Source organism: Ignisphaera cupida (assembly GCF_030186535.1).
GTDB classification, from domain to species: domain Archaea; phylum Thermoproteota; class Thermoprotei_A; order Sulfolobales; family Ignisphaeraceae; genus Ignisphaera; species Ignisphaera cupida.
Genome location: NZ_JASNVW010000001.1, coordinates 89,936 through 106,819, shown reverse-complemented (window position 1 = coordinate 106,819; position 16,884 = coordinate 89,936). Strand labels below are relative to the sequence as shown.

General features: G+C 36.1%; 17 protein-coding genes and 1 tRNA gene. 11 read left to right on the top strand and 7 right to left on the bottom strand.

Annotated elements, in window-relative coordinates; genetic code table 11:
* Positions 1–44 precede the first annotated feature (44 nt).
* Positions 45–1,583: a glycogen/starch/alpha-glucan phosphorylase gene (locus QPL79_RS00615; RefSeq protein WP_285272849.1), complete on the top strand. Its 1,539-nt coding sequence runs from the start codon at positions 45–47 to the stop codon at positions 1,581–1,583.
* Here the strand turns inward: QPL79_RS00615 and QPL79_RS00610 are convergent.
* Positions 1,580–2,224: a DUF5591 domain-containing protein gene (locus QPL79_RS00610; protein ID WP_285272848.1), complete on the bottom strand. Its 645-nt coding sequence runs from the start codon at positions 2,222–2,224 to the stop codon at positions 1,580–1,582. The genes QPL79_RS00615 and QPL79_RS00610 overlap by 4 nt on opposite strands.
* Positions 2,225–2,479: 255 nt before the next feature.
* Between QPL79_RS00610 and QPL79_RS00605 the strand changes: the two genes are divergently transcribed.
* Complete coding sequence (locus tag QPL79_RS00605; RefSeq protein WP_285272847.1) at positions 2,480–4,621, top strand: sodium-translocating pyrophosphatase; 2,142 nt, start codon at positions 2,480–2,482, stop codon at positions 4,619–4,621.
* 134 nt (positions 4,622–4,755) lie between these two features.
* Here the strand turns inward: QPL79_RS00605 and QPL79_RS00600 are convergent.
* Positions 4,756–4,831 (bottom strand) — tRNA-Ala (locus tag QPL79_RS00600).
* A 485-nt stretch (positions 4,832–5,316) separates the two neighbouring features.
* On the opposite strand from QPL79_RS00600, the gene QPL79_RS00595 reads away from it, so the two are divergent.
* A complete protein-coding gene (locus tag QPL79_RS00595) occupies positions 5,317–6,525 on the top strand; it encodes an ORC1-type DNA replication protein (protein ID WP_350309061.1) in 1,209 nt (402 codons plus the stop codon).
* Positions 6,494–7,081: an endonuclease dU gene (locus QPL79_RS00590; RefSeq protein WP_285272845.1), complete on the top strand. Its 588-nt coding sequence runs from the start codon at positions 6,494–6,496 to the stop codon at positions 7,079–7,081. The genes QPL79_RS00595 and QPL79_RS00590 overlap by 32 nt, the downstream gene beginning before the upstream one ends.
* 15 nt (positions 7,082–7,096) lie before the next feature.
* Here QPL79_RS00590 and ahcY read toward each other — a convergent pair whose 3' ends face one another.
* Positions 7,097–8,341, bottom strand: a complete 1,245-nt coding sequence (gene ahcY, locus QPL79_RS00585) for an adenosylhomocysteinase (protein ID WP_285272844.1) — start codon at positions 8,339–8,341, stop codon at positions 7,097–7,099.
* A gap of 137 nt (positions 8,342–8,478) precedes the next feature.
* Between ahcY and QPL79_RS00580 the strand changes: the two genes are divergently transcribed.
* A complete protein-coding gene (locus tag QPL79_RS00580) occupies positions 8,479–9,090 on the top strand; it encodes an AAA family ATPase (RefSeq protein ID WP_285272843.1) in 612 nt (203 codons plus the stop codon).
* Entirely contained in the window at positions 9,081–9,518 is a 438-nt protein-coding gene (locus QPL79_RS00575; protein ID WP_285273392.1) for an RNA-binding domain-containing protein, read from the top strand. The genes QPL79_RS00580 and QPL79_RS00575 overlap by 10 nt, the downstream gene beginning before the upstream one ends.
* Here the strand turns inward: QPL79_RS00575 and QPL79_RS00570 are convergent.
* From QPL79_RS00570 to prs, 3 genes are read right to left on the bottom strand one after another with little or no spacing between them, the layout of a single operon-like run.
* Complete coding sequence (locus tag QPL79_RS00570) at positions 9,515–10,327, bottom strand: MBL fold metallo-hydrolase (RefSeq protein ID WP_285272842.1); 813 nt, start codon at positions 10,325–10,327, stop codon at positions 9,515–9,517. The genes QPL79_RS00575 and QPL79_RS00570 overlap by 4 nt on opposite strands.
* On the bottom strand, positions 10,324–11,364 hold the full coding sequence (locus QPL79_RS00565) for a TRM11 family SAM-dependent methyltransferase (RefSeq protein WP_285272841.1): 1,041 nt from the start codon (positions 11,362–11,364) through the stop codon (positions 10,324–10,326). Before QPL79_RS00565 ends, QPL79_RS00570 begins: the two co-directional genes overlap by 4 nt.
* A gap of 11 nt (positions 11,365–11,375) precedes the next feature.
* A complete protein-coding gene (prs, locus tag QPL79_RS00560; protein WP_285272840.1) occupies positions 11,376–12,263 on the bottom strand; it encodes a ribose-phosphate diphosphokinase in 888 nt (295 codons plus the stop codon).
* A 74-nt stretch (positions 12,264–12,337) separates the two neighbouring features.
* On the opposite strand from prs, the gene QPL79_RS00555 reads away from it, so the two are divergent.
* Genes QPL79_RS00555 through QPL79_RS00545 form a run of 3 tightly spaced genes read left to right on the top strand, consistent with a single transcriptional unit; the run spans position 12,338 to position 14,962 of the window.
* Positions 12,338–13,204, top strand: coding sequence for a radical SAM protein (locus QPL79_RS00555; RefSeq protein WP_285272839.1), 867 nt, complete (start codon positions 12,338–12,340; stop codon positions 13,202–13,204).
* Positions 13,205–13,241: 37 nt separating this feature from the next.
* On the top strand, positions 13,242–14,036 hold the full coding sequence (locus tag QPL79_RS00550; RefSeq protein ID WP_285272838.1) for a PRK13768 family protein: 795 nt from the start codon (positions 13,242–13,244) through the stop codon (positions 14,034–14,036).
* Between the two features lie 26 nt (positions 14,037–14,062).
* Entirely contained in the window at positions 14,063–14,962 is a 900-nt protein-coding gene (locus tag QPL79_RS00545; RefSeq protein ID WP_285272837.1) for a coiled-coil domain-containing protein, read from the top strand.
* A 12-nt stretch (positions 14,963–14,974) separates the two neighbouring features.
* Here the strand turns inward: QPL79_RS00545 and uppS are convergent, their stop codons facing one another.
* Positions 14,975–15,733, bottom strand: coding sequence for a polyprenyl diphosphate synthase (gene uppS / locus QPL79_RS00540; protein WP_350309060.1), 759 nt, complete (start codon positions 15,731–15,733; stop codon positions 14,975–14,977).
* Between the two features lie 243 nt (positions 15,734–15,976).
* On the opposite strand from uppS, the gene QPL79_RS00535 reads away from it, so the two are divergent.
* Entirely contained in the window at positions 15,977–16,375 is a 399-nt protein-coding gene (locus QPL79_RS00535) for a 30S ribosomal protein S8e (protein WP_285272835.1), read from the top strand.
* A 54-nt stretch (positions 16,376–16,429) separates the two neighbouring features.
* Entirely contained in the window at positions 16,430–16,714 is a 285-nt protein-coding gene (locus QPL79_RS00530; protein ID WP_285272834.1) for a signal recognition particle subunit SRP19/SEC65 family protein, read from the top strand.
* The last annotated feature ends 170 nt before the right edge of the window (positions 16,715–16,884 follow it).

The window sequence follows — 16,884 nt, the reverse complement described above, 5'->3', positions numbered from 1 at the left end:
GCTTATATATGCTTAATTTTTGGAGAGTTTAACGAGGATTTGCAATGCAGAAAGCTGTTGTAAGTGTTTCTATGGAGGTTGCTTTGGAGGGTTCGGCTAATTATGCTGGTGGTTTGGGAGTTTTGGAGGCTGATAAATTTTATGGAGCCGCTAGACTTGGTCTTCCATATATTTTAATAGCGCCTTTCTATCCCAATGGATATGTTGATTGGGATTTTGTTAACAAAACAAGAGTTTTTGTTGAGATAAGGCATAGGCATAGCACGACTTTTTTGTCTAAACTAATCTATATAGGGTCTTTAGAGGCTAGGAGAAGTGATGGAAGGTTCTTGGCTGAGGCAGATCTGTTTGAATATAGCTATGGCTCTGCCAAAGCCATTTTATATAGAGTTAAAAGACCAACCTCTGCAGCAAGACTATTTAGATATTTGTATAGACATCACATTGACGAGTGCACATACTATATAACAGCTGCTGCAATTTCTAGTGAGATAATAAAGAGAATTGCGAAAGAAACCCAAATACATGTTGTTGATGTTCAGGAAGCTCACTTGGCTTTTGTTCCATATCTTTTGCCAAAGGAGATTAGAACAAGGTTTGTTACTCACACCCCTGGTCCATGGGGCCATCCAAAATTGTGTAAAGAAGCTGAGGAGGTTCTTGGAATATCGCTACCAAATGTTAAAACAATGACTGAAGCAGCTATGGAGGTTGTGGAAAAGGTTTTTGCGGTATCTCGAAAACATTTTGAGATTACAAAAACCTTTTTCCCAAAGTATGCAAACAAAATGAGTTATGTAACAAATGCTGTAGATGTTGAGAAGTGGCAAAGAGTTGGAAAAGAGTTGAAGTCTGCAGAAGAGCTTGCCAAGGCGCATGAGAATTTGAGAAATGAGTACAGGTCTATGATTAGAGCTCTTTCTGGCAAGTCAATTAATGATAGAATAATTGTTGCGTGGACAAGAAGAATAACGAAGTATAAAAGACCTTATTTCATTGAATGGCTTTTAGAGGAAAATAACGATCTCAAAGACAGAGTATTTGTGGTTGTTTCTGGAAAGCCTCATCCAAATGATCAGTGGGGTAGGGAGCTAGCAGCAATATTCACAAAGTTTAGCAGAGTTATGAATAACTTTTTCTATTACCCAAGCTACGACACGAACTTTGCATATTACACACTTTCATCAGTAGACCTTCTACTGTTTACACCATTTAGTTGCTGGGAGGCTAGCGGTACAAGCATGATGAAAGCTGGAGTTAATGGAGTTCCAACACTTTCGTCAAGAGATGGCGCAAGTCTGGAGCTTATAGAGGATAATGTTAATGGCTGGTTCTTTGGAAAAGAACTTGACCAGTTTATAGATCTGGAATCAGATTTTGCTAAAAAAGTTGATGAAGAGGATTACACAGATTTTCTCAAGAAACTTGAGAAAATAGTAAGTATATTTGATGAGGACAAGGAGAAGTATTATGAAGTAGCATTCAATGCATACAAAACATTTACACAATCAGCAGACATTAGAAGACTTCTAAGACAATACTATGGCGACATGGTTGAAGCTAGCAAAGAGAAAAGTGGTTAACTACTAGTATCATTAGCAACTAAATCAATTAGATAATCAACAACTTTTTTGATTTGTTGAAAGGCTTTTTTCCCATACTCATAGATTGTCACATCTACACATTGTCCACATCCATATAAAGCGTTTTGAAGAATGTTCATATGATGCTTGGGCAGAAACGCCACGATATGTTTATGGTATTCTAGTTTTTTTAAGACATTTGAGAGAATCTCGATGAACATGTTTCTATGCTTCTGATCAAGCTCTTTAGGTGGGTAATCATAGTTTGCAAATGGGTAGTATATGTCAAGCTCTCTAGGAACCAATATCATTGGTTCTGAAAGCACATAAACCTGTATCTTGTTATGTGCATAACTATTGCTAAGTCTTTTCTCAACTATCTGATGTGTAGGAGAGAGTCTATAGGGCTTTACACTACTACAAGGCAAAATCAATGCATATCTTCTTTGTGTAAATTTTGAATGAAATATTTCGAGTAGGAAATTGTGCCAGGTAATAACATGTTCATGTTCAAACAAATTGCTTTTTTCAGTATTTCTTAATATAATTCTTCCAGGTTCTATACTCAATAAATTTTCTGCATAGAAACCAAACACAGAATATAAATAGTCTATGTAGAGTCTCTCTAGTGATGAGTACAACTAAGGCACCAAAACATGACTTAGCCGAGACAATAAAATATAAAGTGCTGGCCTCTTTAACTTTTTTAATCTTTCCCTGCTTTATAGCATGACCATTGAATTCAACGCCTTATCCAAAATGCGAAAAATATGCTTGTTCTCATGTATAGTTCTATATTTTTTGTATACAATTGTATATAGAGTATATTAGGCAACAGTTTTTAGTACTTTAAAGTTTGGCTAAATGTGAAGAATGCAAAGAATGGGTGTTTTAACATGGGCCTTATAGAGATGAGTATGTGGCTTGGTTTAGCATCTGGTCTAATAGGTATTTTATATGTTGTTGGCTTAATAGTACACATAACAAGGATTAGAATTCTTCAAGATGACGAAAATAGCAAGAGAGCTGCTCAAATACATGAGTACATAAAGAGTGCCTCAATGGCATATATCAAAGCTCAGTTCACAGTAATATTGTCTATAATCTCAATAATATCCATAATACTAATTGTTATAGGTGTTGTAACTGGAAGCAGCCTAGTGTTATGGACTGGTGTAGCTTATTTGCTTGGTGGTCTTAGCTCAGCTACTGTAAGCATTGTTGGCATGATCATGGGGGTTTTAAGCAATGTTAGAGTTTTAAACGCATTGACTAAAAAGGGTCTGAAAAGCGCCTTGTCATTAGCGTTTAGAGGAGGTTCTGTAACAGGTTTTCTTGTTGGTGGAATAGGGCTTGTGGGAACAGCTGGACTGTTCATAGCATTGAATGGTTTTGCAGATCCTGTTAATGTTACGCAGATACTTCTTGGCTATGCATTTGGTGCTAGTACAGCAGCTTTGTTTGCTAGAGTTGGTGGAGGTATATATACTAAAGCTGCCGATGTTGGTGCTGATCTTGTTGGAAAAGTTGAGGTTGGTATTCCAGAGGATGATCCGAGAAACCCAGGTGTTATAGCTGATAACGTTGGTGATAATGTTGGTGATTGCGCAGGCATGGGTGCTGATCTTTTCGAGTCTTATGTGGAGGGTATGATAGCTCCAATGGCTATAGCAGCTGTTCTAGGAAGTCTTGATCTGGTTGCATACCCAGTTCTATTCAGTGCTACTGCACTTATAGCATCAATAGCAATAGCGCAATTTGTATCAGTATCACCATTTAGTCAACCAGGAAGAACATTAACAGCAACATCTATATTGTCAATCATTGCAGCAGCACTAATAAATGGTGTGGTTACATATGCCATGGCACCAACAATTGCACCAGCATTTATTGTTGGAGTTCTAGGCCTAGTTGCCGGAGCTGTTGTTGGATTTACTTCAGACTACTTCACATCGCCACTCTATAAACCAGTGAAAATAGTTGCACAAAACTCTCAGTTTGGACCTGCACTAACAATTTTAAGTGGCTTGTCAATGGGCTTTTACAGCACATTCATACCAGGTATTGCAATTGCTTTAGCTGCTGTAGCTTCTTACGCAATAGGCTCTGTTCTAAGCACGACTGAAAAGCTGTTAGCTGGGATATACTCAGCTGCATTAGCTGGTACAGGTATGTTGGCTGTAGCACCAATAGTTGTTGCTGCTGATGCCTATGGCCCAATAGTTGATAACGCTGCTGGATTGGCAGAACAGGCTGGTTATGAAGAGGATGTGAGATCTCTTGCAGATATGCTTGATTCTGCAGGCAACACAATGAAATCTATATCAAAAGGCTATGCAATAGGCTCAGCAGCATTAACAGCTTTGGCACTTCTATTTAGCTTTGCAAGCGTGCTTTCAAGTAGAAGTGGTCTTAGAGTAGATCAGGTTATGCAAACAATATTCAATGCTGGACATGCAGAATATGGAGCATACTTCATAGGTGGAATAATAATTGGTGTTGTAATAGTTGCTGTGTTTGTTGCCATGGTTATTCAAGCAGTTAGTGCTGCTGCTGGAAGACTTGTTGACGAAATTAGAAGGCAGTTTAGAGAAAAGCCAGGTATTTTAGAATGGAAGGAGAGACCAGATTATGAAAGAGCTGTACAAATAGTTACATTCTATGCACTACGAAGACTAATTGCACCAGGAGTTCTAGCACTACTAGCCCCAATAGTAATAGCAGTAACAGGACCTGCAAGTGGAGACATATGGAAAGGAGCTGCAATGCTAGGAGGACTATTAACAGGCTCTATAGGATCAGGACTCCTACTAGGGCTATTCCAAGGCAATGTTGGAAACACATGGGACAATGCAAAGAAATTTGTTGAAGCAGGAAACTTTGGAGGCAAAGGCTCAGAAACACATAAGGCAGCAGTTGTTGGAGACACAGTTGGAGATCCATTAAAAGACGCAGCAGGACCAGCAATAAACATTATGATCAAAGTTATGGCAGTATCATCATCAGTAATAATACCTTTAATACTATTTGGTTTATAAGACAAACCTTTTTTAATTAAATCAAATCCACTTTTTCACAAAAAACCTATTGCAATTAGGAATAGATATCAATAACCTTCTTCAGAGTGTGAAAATCGGGGCAACGCTTATTTTCATAATTGAGTGTAGTGGTTTGGTGGACCGGCCGGGATTCGAACCCGGGACCTCTCGGGTGCGAACCGAGTGCTCTTCCAGCTGAGCTACCGGCCCGCGTTTCCCCACTCACGATACTTATAATTGGTTTCAATCACTTTTAACTTCGTGAGTGGGGTTGGCCCTAGGCTTGGATTCACCAGCTTCACCCAAGCCTCATGGGACCCTGTCGAGCCCAACGCCACAAGGTTCCCATCTACAACTCTCACTCTCTCACCCCCTCTCACCGCATAGCGGATCACAGAGATGGGCTTACGCAACTTCTTCACTCATCATCAAGCATTTGTATATGAGCAAAAGCATTTAAATTTATCGCTAAATCAGAAACAGCTTTAGTTAATCAATGGACACAGTGATTTTTCAACCTTTATAAGTTTTTAATCGTTATTATGAAAAAAATAAATAATTTGTTTTGGTGTTGCAAGAATTTTGAAATGTTTTGCTGAGTCTATAGCTATTTTCAATTAGTTAATGTTACTCATAAATTATATTATTTGCTATATACAACATATATTATGTGATCAGCTGTCATGAGTAGTGCAATAAATGATTTGCTTGACAAGATTTTTGTAAATACACTTAAATCCACTGTGTTTATTGATAGAGATGTTCTTAGACCAGAGTATATTCCTGATGAGCTTCCCCATAGGGAGGAGCAAATAGCTAAGTTGGGTTCTATACTTGCGCCATCGCTAAAAGGTTCTAAACCAAGTAATGTGTTTATATATGGGTTGACTGGTACAGGCAAAACTGCTGTAACGAAGTATGTTTTGAAGAGATTGCATAGCAAGTCGCTAGAGCTTGGAGTAGACATTGTTACATGCTATGTGAATACAAGACAGGATGATACAACATATAGAGTTATTGTTAAACTTGCTGAGTGTGTAGGACTGAGACTACCCTTTACAGGAATATCCACGGCAGAAGCCTATAGGAGATTCTTAAAGGTTTTAGACTCGAGATCCTCTATAATGATTGCTGTTCTAGATGAAATCGATTTTCTGATTAAGAGAAGTGGTGATGAGATACTGTATAGATTGACTAGAAGTAGCGATGAGCTAACAAACTCCAAAATAGCTATAATTGGTATAACAAATGATTTGAAACTTGTTGAAGACCTTGATCCAAGAGTTAGAAGCAGTTTAGGAGAAGTGGAGCTTGTATTCCCACCATACAACGCAGTACAACTTGAAGACATCTTGACGAGAAGAGCAAAAATAGCTTTTAAACCAGGAGCAATAGACAAATCCGTTATTAGCTTATGCGCAGCTTTAGCAGCTAGAGAGCATGGCGATGCTAGAAGAGCTCTTGATTTGCTAAGAGTAGCAGGTGAAATAGCTGAGAGAGAGGGAAGTGAAAAGGTTTTAATAGAGCATGTGTATAAGGCTTTGAGGGAAATAGAAGTTGATAGAGCAAGTGAAGTCATATCCACAATGCCTCTTCACAGCAAACTAGTTTTGCTAGCTATTCTAAACCTGACAAAAACAAGCAATGGAAAAACAACAACTGGAGAGGTTTATACTCACTACAAGTCTCTATGCTCGAAAATAGGTATTGAAAGTGTTACACAGAGAAGAGTAAGCGATATTCTAAGCGAGCTAGATATGACTGGCATAATAACAGCTAGAGTTATAAGCAGAGGAAGATATGGAAAAACAAGAGTAATATCTTTAGCCGTACCAGAAGATGTTGTGGTAAAGGCTTTGAGTGAGGATCCATATGTTTCACAACTACTTTCTGGGAATAGATGATGGTTATTTCAACATTCTCTACAAAAGAGTTGAGCCAAAAAGAAAAACAATTCTTGTTGGTGTTCTTACAAGAAATAGAAGAATTGTTGACATTATTTTCAACAACATAACGATAGACTCGTTGGATGGAACACAAAAAGTTTTGGAAATAGTTGAAGATGCTTTATCACTACATGAAGTAAATGCTGTGTTTCTCGATGGTGTAACATATGCAGGGTTTAACATTGTTGATCCAACTAAAATCTATAGAATATACTCCATTCCAGTAATAACAGTGTTTAGATACCCCCTAGACTTGGAGAAAATATATGCTGCATTGAAAAAACATTTTCCGGATCATGAATACAGGTACTCAGTTATAAAACATGTTTACATGTCATCAAACAGGATAAGAGTTGGTGATACAACATTAAGATACTTCTCAATAGGTTTACCAATACACCAAGCCGAGGCAATTCTAAACTTTTTGTGTCGGTATTACTCATATCCCTACCCTCTTCACGTAGCAGATAGAATAGCTTCATTACTTGGAAGATTATACTACGAAGAATACTGAAAATAATTCATTGAATTATTTCCAGCTTTCCAAATACCTTCTCTGCTCCTCAGTTAAGGAATCTATTTCTATGCCCATGGATCTTAGCTTCAGCTCCGCAACTCTACTATCTATTTCCCTTGGAACGTCATATACTCTTTTTTCCAAAACATCTTTATTCTCCACAATATATCTTACAGATAAAGCTTGGTTAGCGAAGCTCATATCCATAACTTCGCTAGAATGACCCTCGGCACACACGAGATTTACTAGTCTCCCCTTTCCAAGAAGGTAAAGCCTTTTACCACTAGGCAGCACATACTCAGTTACACAATTCCTAATCTCTCTCTTTGAAACTGCAATGCTCTCCAAATCCCTTACACTAACCTCAACATCAAAATGACCTGCATTAGCTAGTATCACTCCATCCTTCATCTTTTCAAAGTGTCTTTTTGTTATCACATCAATGTTTCCAGTTGCGGTTATGAATATATCTCCTAATTCAGCTGCTTTATCCATTTTCATAACCTCAAAACCATCCATTACAGCTTCTAATGCCCTAATTGGATCAACCTCTGTTATTATTACTCTTGCACCCATTCCTCTAGCTCTTAAAGCAATTCCACGCCCAACCCAGCCATATCCAGCAACAACAACAATTTTACCTGCTATAAGAATGTTTGTAGCTCTTAATATTCCATCTATTGTGCTTTGACCTGTACCATATCTATTATCAAACATGAATTTTGTTAACGCATTATTAACAGCTATTACGGGATACTTCAAAATTTTTTGTTTCTCCATAGCCTTTAACCTGTGAACACCTGTAGTTGTTTCCTCAGTACCACCAAACACTTTTCTAGCAATTTCCTCTGCAGAGCTATGAAGATATGCATGCAAATCACCACCATCATCAATAACAATGTGTGGTTGTGCCTCAGCAATTGTTTTTATAGCATCGAAATACTCCTCCTGCGTCTCACCTCTCCACGCAAAAACATGTACACCTTCAACAGCTAGTGCCGCAGCAACATCATCTTGTGTAGAAAGAGGATTGCTTGCTGCAAGCCAAACCTCTGCCCCACCAGCCATCAAAGTCTCAACCAAAACAGCTGTTTCCTTAGTAACATGAAGAACTGCTGAAATTCTTATGCCTTTCAATGGCTTTTCTTTACTAAACTCCTCATGAATAATGTCTAGAACAGGCATGTGTTTACGAGCCCATTCTATTTGCACCTTTCCCTTATCTGCTAAACTCAGATCCTTTACCTTGTAACTCAAAGAGTTTCCACCAAATGTAAATGCCTATGTTCTAGTTTTTAAATTAAGCGTTTTTCAGTAATTCAAAATTCATGAACATTTCACAAAGAGTGTGGCAAATTAAAACAAAATTAGGTTTATAAACCTTTGTTTTGATTATGAATAGTGAAAGTGTTCTTCAAATGACTAGTCAAATGCTTGTTTGCAGAAAAATCATAGTTTTAACTGGGCTGCCAGGTGCTGGAAAAAGCGTTGTTGGTGATGTAGCTAGGGAAATGGGTTTACCTGTAATATCATTAGGTGATGTAGTGAGGGAAGAGGTTGCTAAGAAGGGGTTAGAACCAACGCTGGATAACATACTTCGTGTTGCTAATGAGCTAAGAAAAGCTCTGGGGAAAAACGCTATTGCTAAACTTTCTATAAATAAAATAGCTAGTGCATGCATAAGTAATTGCATTGTTGTTGTTGATGGTGTTAGAAGCTTAGATGAAATTGAGACAATAAAAGAGAGTTTATTGAAAGATGTTATAATTTTAGCTATACATTCATCACAAAAAATAAGATTTGAAAGAATATTGAATAGAGGTAGAGAGGGAGATCCAAAAACATTTGAAGAATTTAGAAAAAGAGATTTTGAGGAGCTTTCATGGGGAATTGGAAATGTTATTGCATTAGCTGATAAGATGATTGTTAATGAGGGTAGAATTGAAGAGTTTATAAATGAAATAAGAAAATTCTTTAGCGAGGCGCTGAGAAATTGGTGTACATAAGAATTGAAACAGAGGTTAGACCAACGGAAGATCTTAACAAGGTTGTGAAAGCGTTGAAGAATATTTTCAATATTAAAAACATGAAGATAGAGGATATAGGTAATGAAAGAAAACTTGTTATTGCTGAAGAAAATGATGTAGAGGTTCTAACAAAACTACGTGAGGCATTGCGAAGACAAAGAATACTTGATGCAGCTCGCAATGTTTTTTTAAAGAATCGCAGGGGTGATTCGATAGAGATTAAACTCAATAAACAAGCAGCTTATCAGGGAATTGTAAGCTTTGTTGATTCAGATAATGAGAGTCCTTTAGGTCCCATAAACCTGTTTATTTCAAGCAATAAATTAGAGTTGATAATAGATTGGCTAGCCCCTAGAACGTCGCATGGAAAACCGATATGGGATCTTCAAATACCTAAAGATGTTTAGCATAAAACTCTATCCAATTGAATTAGTGAAAGATCAGACGCTATATATACATCACCATTGAAAATTCTCTTCGCTCTTGAAATAAAATCCTTCAAGTCATCATCACGGTACCTGCTACTTATATGGGTAAGCACAAGGATTTTGGCATTAACATTTTTAGCTAGGTTAGCAGCCTCTGCAGTTGTTGCATGAAATCTCTCCATAGCCTTTTTAGCATCATCCTTATAGTCAAGGAAGGAAGATTCATGAATTATTATGCACGGCTTCACTGTCTTCAAAAATTCTACACACTCATCTCTGCATACACCATCCCCTGAGTAAAACAATTTTATTTCCCTATCCCTGTTCTTAATCACTACAAATATTCCATAGGCTTCTACATCACCATGGCTCATTGGAAGCCATGTAAATTTGAATTCTCCTACTTCAACAAATTCATTACCTGTACTACTGGATTTAGAAAATTCAAAGCATTTAACAATATCACTGAAATAAGCAGAGTTGAAGGTACTGCAAAAACCTCTTGGAGCATAAATTGCTAAGCTTTTATCTCTTAGTCCTTGTGTCTTCACCCTCATAACAAAACTATCAATTAGTGGATAAATCCCATAGAAATGATCCCCATGCAAATGCGTTATCACAACACATCTTATTTTAACTAAGTCAATACCTGCTTTGAGCAACTGTATTTGTGTTCCTTCACCACAATCAAGCAGCATACACTCCTTTACACTACATAGTAATATACCTGGCAAAAACCTGTCTCGCGAGGGGGCTGTGGCACCAGTACCCAGAAATACAAGTTTCAAAGCTTTTTCACCACATATATAACTCTTGTTAAGGAGCCATGAACTCTATTCACATGCTTCTCCTTTATCTTGAAACCTTGATCCGCTAACAACATGTCTATAGCTACCTCATATTGAATAGGTATTGCAAATACTGCATACCCATTTCTCTTCAAAACTTCTGAAGAGACTATGATAAAATTTCTTAAAAGATCTAATATGCTAAAACCTCTTGGAGTGCTTTGTATACCATATGGAGGATCTGTCACAATAGCATCTACGCACAAACCTCTAATGTTTCTAAACGAGGCGTCGGCAAGAATAATATCAACTTTTTCGCAACAACCAAAATACTTCATGTTTTCACTAGCACACTTAACCATTTTAGCATCTATATCGCTACACAGAGACTGAATACCCATTGAACATGCCTCTAACACAATTCCGCCAACACCACAAAAAGGATCTAGCATAATCTGGTTCTTAGCTGATGATATTTTTGCTAAATTAACCAAGGCTCTGGCAAGTTGTGGCTTCATAGTTCCAGGACGGTAACAAGGTCTTTTATGAGGCTCTCTATCAAAAAACTTTGCTTCTTTTCTACGATACAAAACCTCATATACTATTGCCAGCCCCCCAACAAAGGAAATTTTAATAGTTTTCTTGCATCTGCTCCAAACAGTTTTTTCAATAAGTTTCGATAGTTTTTCTATAGATTCTTTTCCAAAGCCTCTAATCGCATCAAATCTTACACATACGCTGTCTTCATCCAGATAATTCTTAATTTCATTGCTTAAACCTTCAATATCATCCTCATCAAAAATGTTTTTAAGAATACCCATTTCTATTATAAATGAAGCTCTGCTACATATGTGATGAGCCAAAACCTCGCTTGTCTCTATCAAAACAAATTCGTCAAAACGCTTAACGATTTTACTCGATGGAGCATCAGCAAATATAATTGAGTTCAGTTCTGACAAGGCTAGTGAAAGCAGCTCATTGCTTAGCTTAAAAACAAATACATTGCTATACACAAATGAGTCACTATCTGCTCTCATCTCATATAGCATTACATAATCTTCCTAACTTCTTCACATATCAATTCGCTTAAATCAGTTACTAAAACCCATTGAGGTAATTGTATTGTGTGTGTAATGCTATTTGATGTTATGAGCATTGTTAAGCCAGCTTTTGATAAAGTCTCTAGAGATTTCTCAGATAGTAGTGCATGAGTTACTACTGCATAGACTTTGTTTGCACCTAGATTATAGAGTATTTGACAAGCCTTAGCCACAGTGCCTCCAGTGCTGATTATATCATCAACTATGGCAACATTTGAATTTTTCACATCGAGTTCCCTCAAATCAACTCTTATCTCACCAGTGACTCTGTCTCTAAACTTGTCTAAGTAGTTGAATCCAACATTAATAGTTTTTGCAACATTTTCAGCTCTATGAAGAGCTCCTTTATCTGGAGACAAAACAAAGTCTATTTTGACACCAGCACTTTTAATCATGTAAGCATGTGGCAAAATGTTTGCAACATCAACACTAATTAGATTAGATATGCTCTGCGAATGCATATCAACAACAACTAGCTTCTTAACATTGAATAGCTTCAAAGGCTCATAAACAGCTTTCACACTTATTGGTTCTCCCTTCAAAAACCTTTTATCTTGCCTAGCATAGGCCATATACGGAATAACAACTACCGGTGTAGAAGCGTTCAATCCTTGAAGAGCTTCAAGAGCAAGATAAAGCTCAACAACTTTACTATCCTGATTGGGGTACAGCGACTGCGCAACAACAATTTTCTTACCCTCAACATCTGATAATAGCCTCAGATACTGCTCTCCATCAGGAAAAGTTTTGTAGACCCAATCAACAATACTCAAGTTGCAGTGCTTCATCAATCCACTAGCCAAAGATTTTGGAACACCTGAAAGTGGCAATAACATTTTTAGTCACAAAAACAGGGAAGGCCCAAGAGAAATATAAGTTTAGCAAACTGTACCAAATATGCGATCTTATAATGCTGAGCTCCATTGCCTCAATAACTCTAATAAATGTTGAGAAAATACCCTTGGCTTTTTGCTGCAGTGGTGGAGTAGCCATAAACATAAACTTTATTGAATGTCCCCTACCATGTGATTACTGTCCTTGGGAAGCTAATTTAGATAGTCGAAGTGCACAGAAGGTTAATGTTGAAACAACATATTTGGTGGAATTGATAACAAAGTATAATCCAGACCTGGTCATGCTGCATGGTGGAGAACCCTATAAAAAGAATGGTGTTACTGATCTTCTTAAAGAACTGCATAGATTAAGAAACACTTCCATTGGAATGAAAATAAACAGTGTTTTAATACCCAAAGAAAAGATTCTGCTACAGCAAATTGCTCAATACATTGATGTTGCATTAATCGAAGTTGTTGATATTCATAACGATGAGATTAATTATGGCGAATTAATATCATTTCTTAATTTCCTAACAGAGAATAATAAGCATGTTGAAATAGTTTATATTACAACACTAAGAAATGCTGTGGATGTTTTCCACAAATTTGTTGATGCATTGAAAAACCTTTTAAAAACGAAAACAATACCACTAAACTTTGTATTCGCAAATGATTTTATGGAGCTTAGTAAAAAGCTTTATATCATTGATTGGCTTAGAAAAATGGGTATTATTGTGCAAGCACCCATGGAAGACGTCGTTGAGATTGCCTCAACTAGTTGTATCTCATGTCAAAACCCAATAATTGTGAGACAAGGAGGTCACTTGTTTAAATTAAACATAAAGTCTGATAAGAGTTGCAAGTACTGTGGCTACAAATATAATGTTTTTAAATTTCCAAAGAAAATAATTACATTGCCTTTGCTGTTACAATTAATGTGAATGTTTATTCCATGGTTATGAAATGGGTGTATACTCCATGTACTATGTGTTTATGTTAGGTCCTGCAGGCTCTGGAAAAAGTTTTCTTGCCATGGCTTTTCACAACTGGTTAGAAGAACATGGGTTGACAACAACTGTTGTAAATCTTGATCCAGCTGCTGATTGGCTTCCCTACACTCCAGATGTTGATATTAGAAACTATGTCACAGTAGATGATGTTATGAAGAGATATAATCTTGGACCCAATGGAGCTTTAATAGCTTCAGTTGATTTAATGCTAAACTATGTTAATGATCTTGTGGAGGAAATTAATGAAGAAAAACCAAACTATGTTATTGTTGATACACCTGGACAGTTAGAGGTTTTTGCTTTTAGAAAGGCAGGTCCTATAATAATTGATTCCTTGACTAGGGGATATAAATCAGTTGTTCTTTTCCTTGTCGAGTCCCAAATGGTTCTAAAACCAGCAACGCTAATTCCTTTAACAATACTTTCACTAGCAACAGCTTTTTCTCATAGAAAACCACAGCTATCTGTTATTACAAAAATTGATTTGCTTTCAAAGGAGGAATATACGCAAATTGCAAAAATTATTGAAAACCCATCAGATTTCATAATAACACTTAGAAGCAGTGAACAAATTATTCTTAGCGAGTTTTCTTTCGAAAATAGCTACACCTTTGTTGAAAAAATTGTTGAAAACTATTTAGAAAATGCAGTTATGGTTTCAGCTCTTACTGGAGATGGTATTGATGAGCTCTACGCCGAAGTGCAACGAGTTTTTGCTGGAGGTGAAGACTTTTATACTGAGGAGCCTAGTGAAATTTTGTAAACAAACTATTTTGAGTGGTAAGAGTCTTGTCAAAAAATCGGGAAGAGATAATTAGCTTAGAAATAAGTTCGTTAAGAGAAGATTTACAAAATCTAATAATTCAAAGAAATGAGTTGAGAAGACAATTAGGTGAAATTAGGGAAAAACTCAGTGCGAGAAGAGAGGAGTTGAAGAAGAAAAGAGAAGATCTTTCTAATATAAGAAATGAAATAGCTAAATTGAGAGAAAAAATATTTTCTCTAAAAAATGACATTCAGACTTTAAGATCTAGGCTTGGGGAGATGTTTAAGGAATTGAAGCAGATTTCTACTGAGTTTAGAGAATTGTCTAGGGGAAGAGAATCTCTTATTGCTATAGATGAGCTAAGAGCAAAGATAGAGCAGTTAGAGTGGACACTAATCACAACACCTAATATAGAACCAGAAAGGGAGAAAGAAATAGTTAGTGAAATTTCTAGATTAGAACAGAAGCTAAAAACACTACTTTCGCTGCATATGAGATATGGCGATATTTCTAGTAGATATGAAAAAACTAAGAATGCTATTTCAGAATTAAGAAGTGAGATTGAAAAGAAAAGAAGTGTTTTGAGAGATGCTATAAACCAGTTGAATAATCTTAAAGCTCAGCGAGATAAATTAAAGAATGAGATTAGTAATATTATAGATGATATAAAAACTTTGAAGAATCAACGAGATGAAATTAAGAATAGACTTGCAACAATAAATAATGAAATTCAGGAAAAAAGGAGGCGTTATTATGAGTTATTAAGAGAGTTAAAGAGGATAAGGGATGAGTATGAAAAAAGTGTTCAGCAAAGAATGTTACAAGAGAAAAAAGCAAAGGTTTTAGATAAGATTAGCAGAGGAGAGAGAGTAACATTGTACGATCTTTACGTTTTATATGGTCAGGAGAAACAAGAAAAATAGACAACTGTTTTCTTATCTTCCATATCTGCGTTCTCTTCTTTGATAAGATCTTATGGCTCTAAGCAAATCTATTTTTCTGAAATCAGGCCAGTAAACATCGCAGAAATATAGCTCGCTATAAGCTATTTGCCATAGTAAAAAATTGCTTATTCTCATTTCACCTGATGTTCTGATAACTAAGTCAGGTTCGGAAAGCTCGTTTAGATGTGAAGTTGATATGTATTTCTTTATCAATTCCTCTGAAATATCGTCAACACTGATTTTGCCAATTAAAACATCTTTAGCTATATTTTTTACAGCATCAACTATTTCTTGTCTGCCTCCATAGCATAAAGCAATATTGAGAAATCTATCACTATAATGAGATGATTCTTTTTCAATACGTGTTACAGCATCTAAAACATCTTTACGCACCAAATCTAATTTTCCAAAGACTTTTACATTTACTTTGTATCTCTGAAGCACCCCTTCATTCAATAATGTTTCCAAGCCAGTTTTAATTATGGTAAATAAATTGTTTTTCTCTTCTTCATTTCTATAGATACAGTTCTCATATGACATGGCATATACTGTTACAACTCTAATTCCCAAATCATACAGCATTTGCAGAACCTCTTTCATTTTCTCATACCCATATCTATGACCTTCTTTAACATCTAGCCCATGCTCTCTAGCCCATCTTCTATTACCATCTGGTATTATCGCGACGTGTCGTGGCATTGAACCTCCAATTACCTGCTTATAGAGATACTTCTCATAAACAGAATACATTGTGTCTATAAATGGCTGAAGAAATTTTTGGGTTCGTGGTTTTAAAAGAATATCAAATATTTTATCTATAAGCAAGTCCTTGAGGTTATTTAATGACTTTTTTCTACTCATTCTAAACCACATAAAATTTTATAAACGCATTCGAATTACATATAGACTATGCAATAGATGATAGGGATAAAAGTTTAAAAGTTGATGTCATGTTTACAAAATTTGTTGCTAAACAAGTAGGTGTTAAATCTAATGGGGTTTTACCAAGGAAATGACTTAAGGAAGATATCAGGTGGTTTAAAGAGAAAGCATAGAAAGCCAAGAAAGCATGAAATAGGTAGCTACCCTACAGAAACGAGACTATCCCAAGCTGATGTAAGGGTTATTGAAAGGGTTTATGGTGGTAATACCAAAATTAGATTGAAGTACGTTGCTTTTGCAAATGTTTACAACCCTAACACAAAACAGTATACAAAGACTAGAATACTTGGGGTTGTTGAAACTCCTGCAAATAGGGAGTTGGCAAGACGTGGTATAATAGTGAAGGGAGCAATAATAAATACTGAAGTAGGAAAGGCAAAGGTTATATCGAGACCTTCTCAAGATGGTGTTGTAAACGCTGTACTTATTGAGGAGGCTAAAAAGAGTTAAGTAACAGCTATATAATCAATAATCTAAATAAAAGTTTTATTAATGTGTAATTCTATGCCTATGAGGAGAATATGGCTTCAATACTTCGATTGCTCATTGCCAAGAAGATTGGGTCGAAAACTTTCTAAACAATTTTGTATTGAAAATCCAAAACCTGAGGAATTGCTAGAGGCATGTGAGAATCTTGGTATAAAGTGTATGTATGTACAGAACAAAAAATATCCAAGGGTTTGGTATAGACCAAGTGGATTAATTGTTGTAGAAACTAGTTTTAGCAAATATCACATAATCAAATTACTAGCTAGGTACATACATGAGAAAAGAAGTGCGAGAAGATAAAAGCATAATATCGAAAATTTAAAAACTATTTTGTCTATATACTTTTCAAAATCATTATAAAACTTCTGTGATTAACTCATAAAGTTATTTGAAAATATAATAGAATTTGAATTACATAGAACATAATAAGGTAGTATTAGTCTAATGCTTAAAATAGTCTTTCTCAAGAA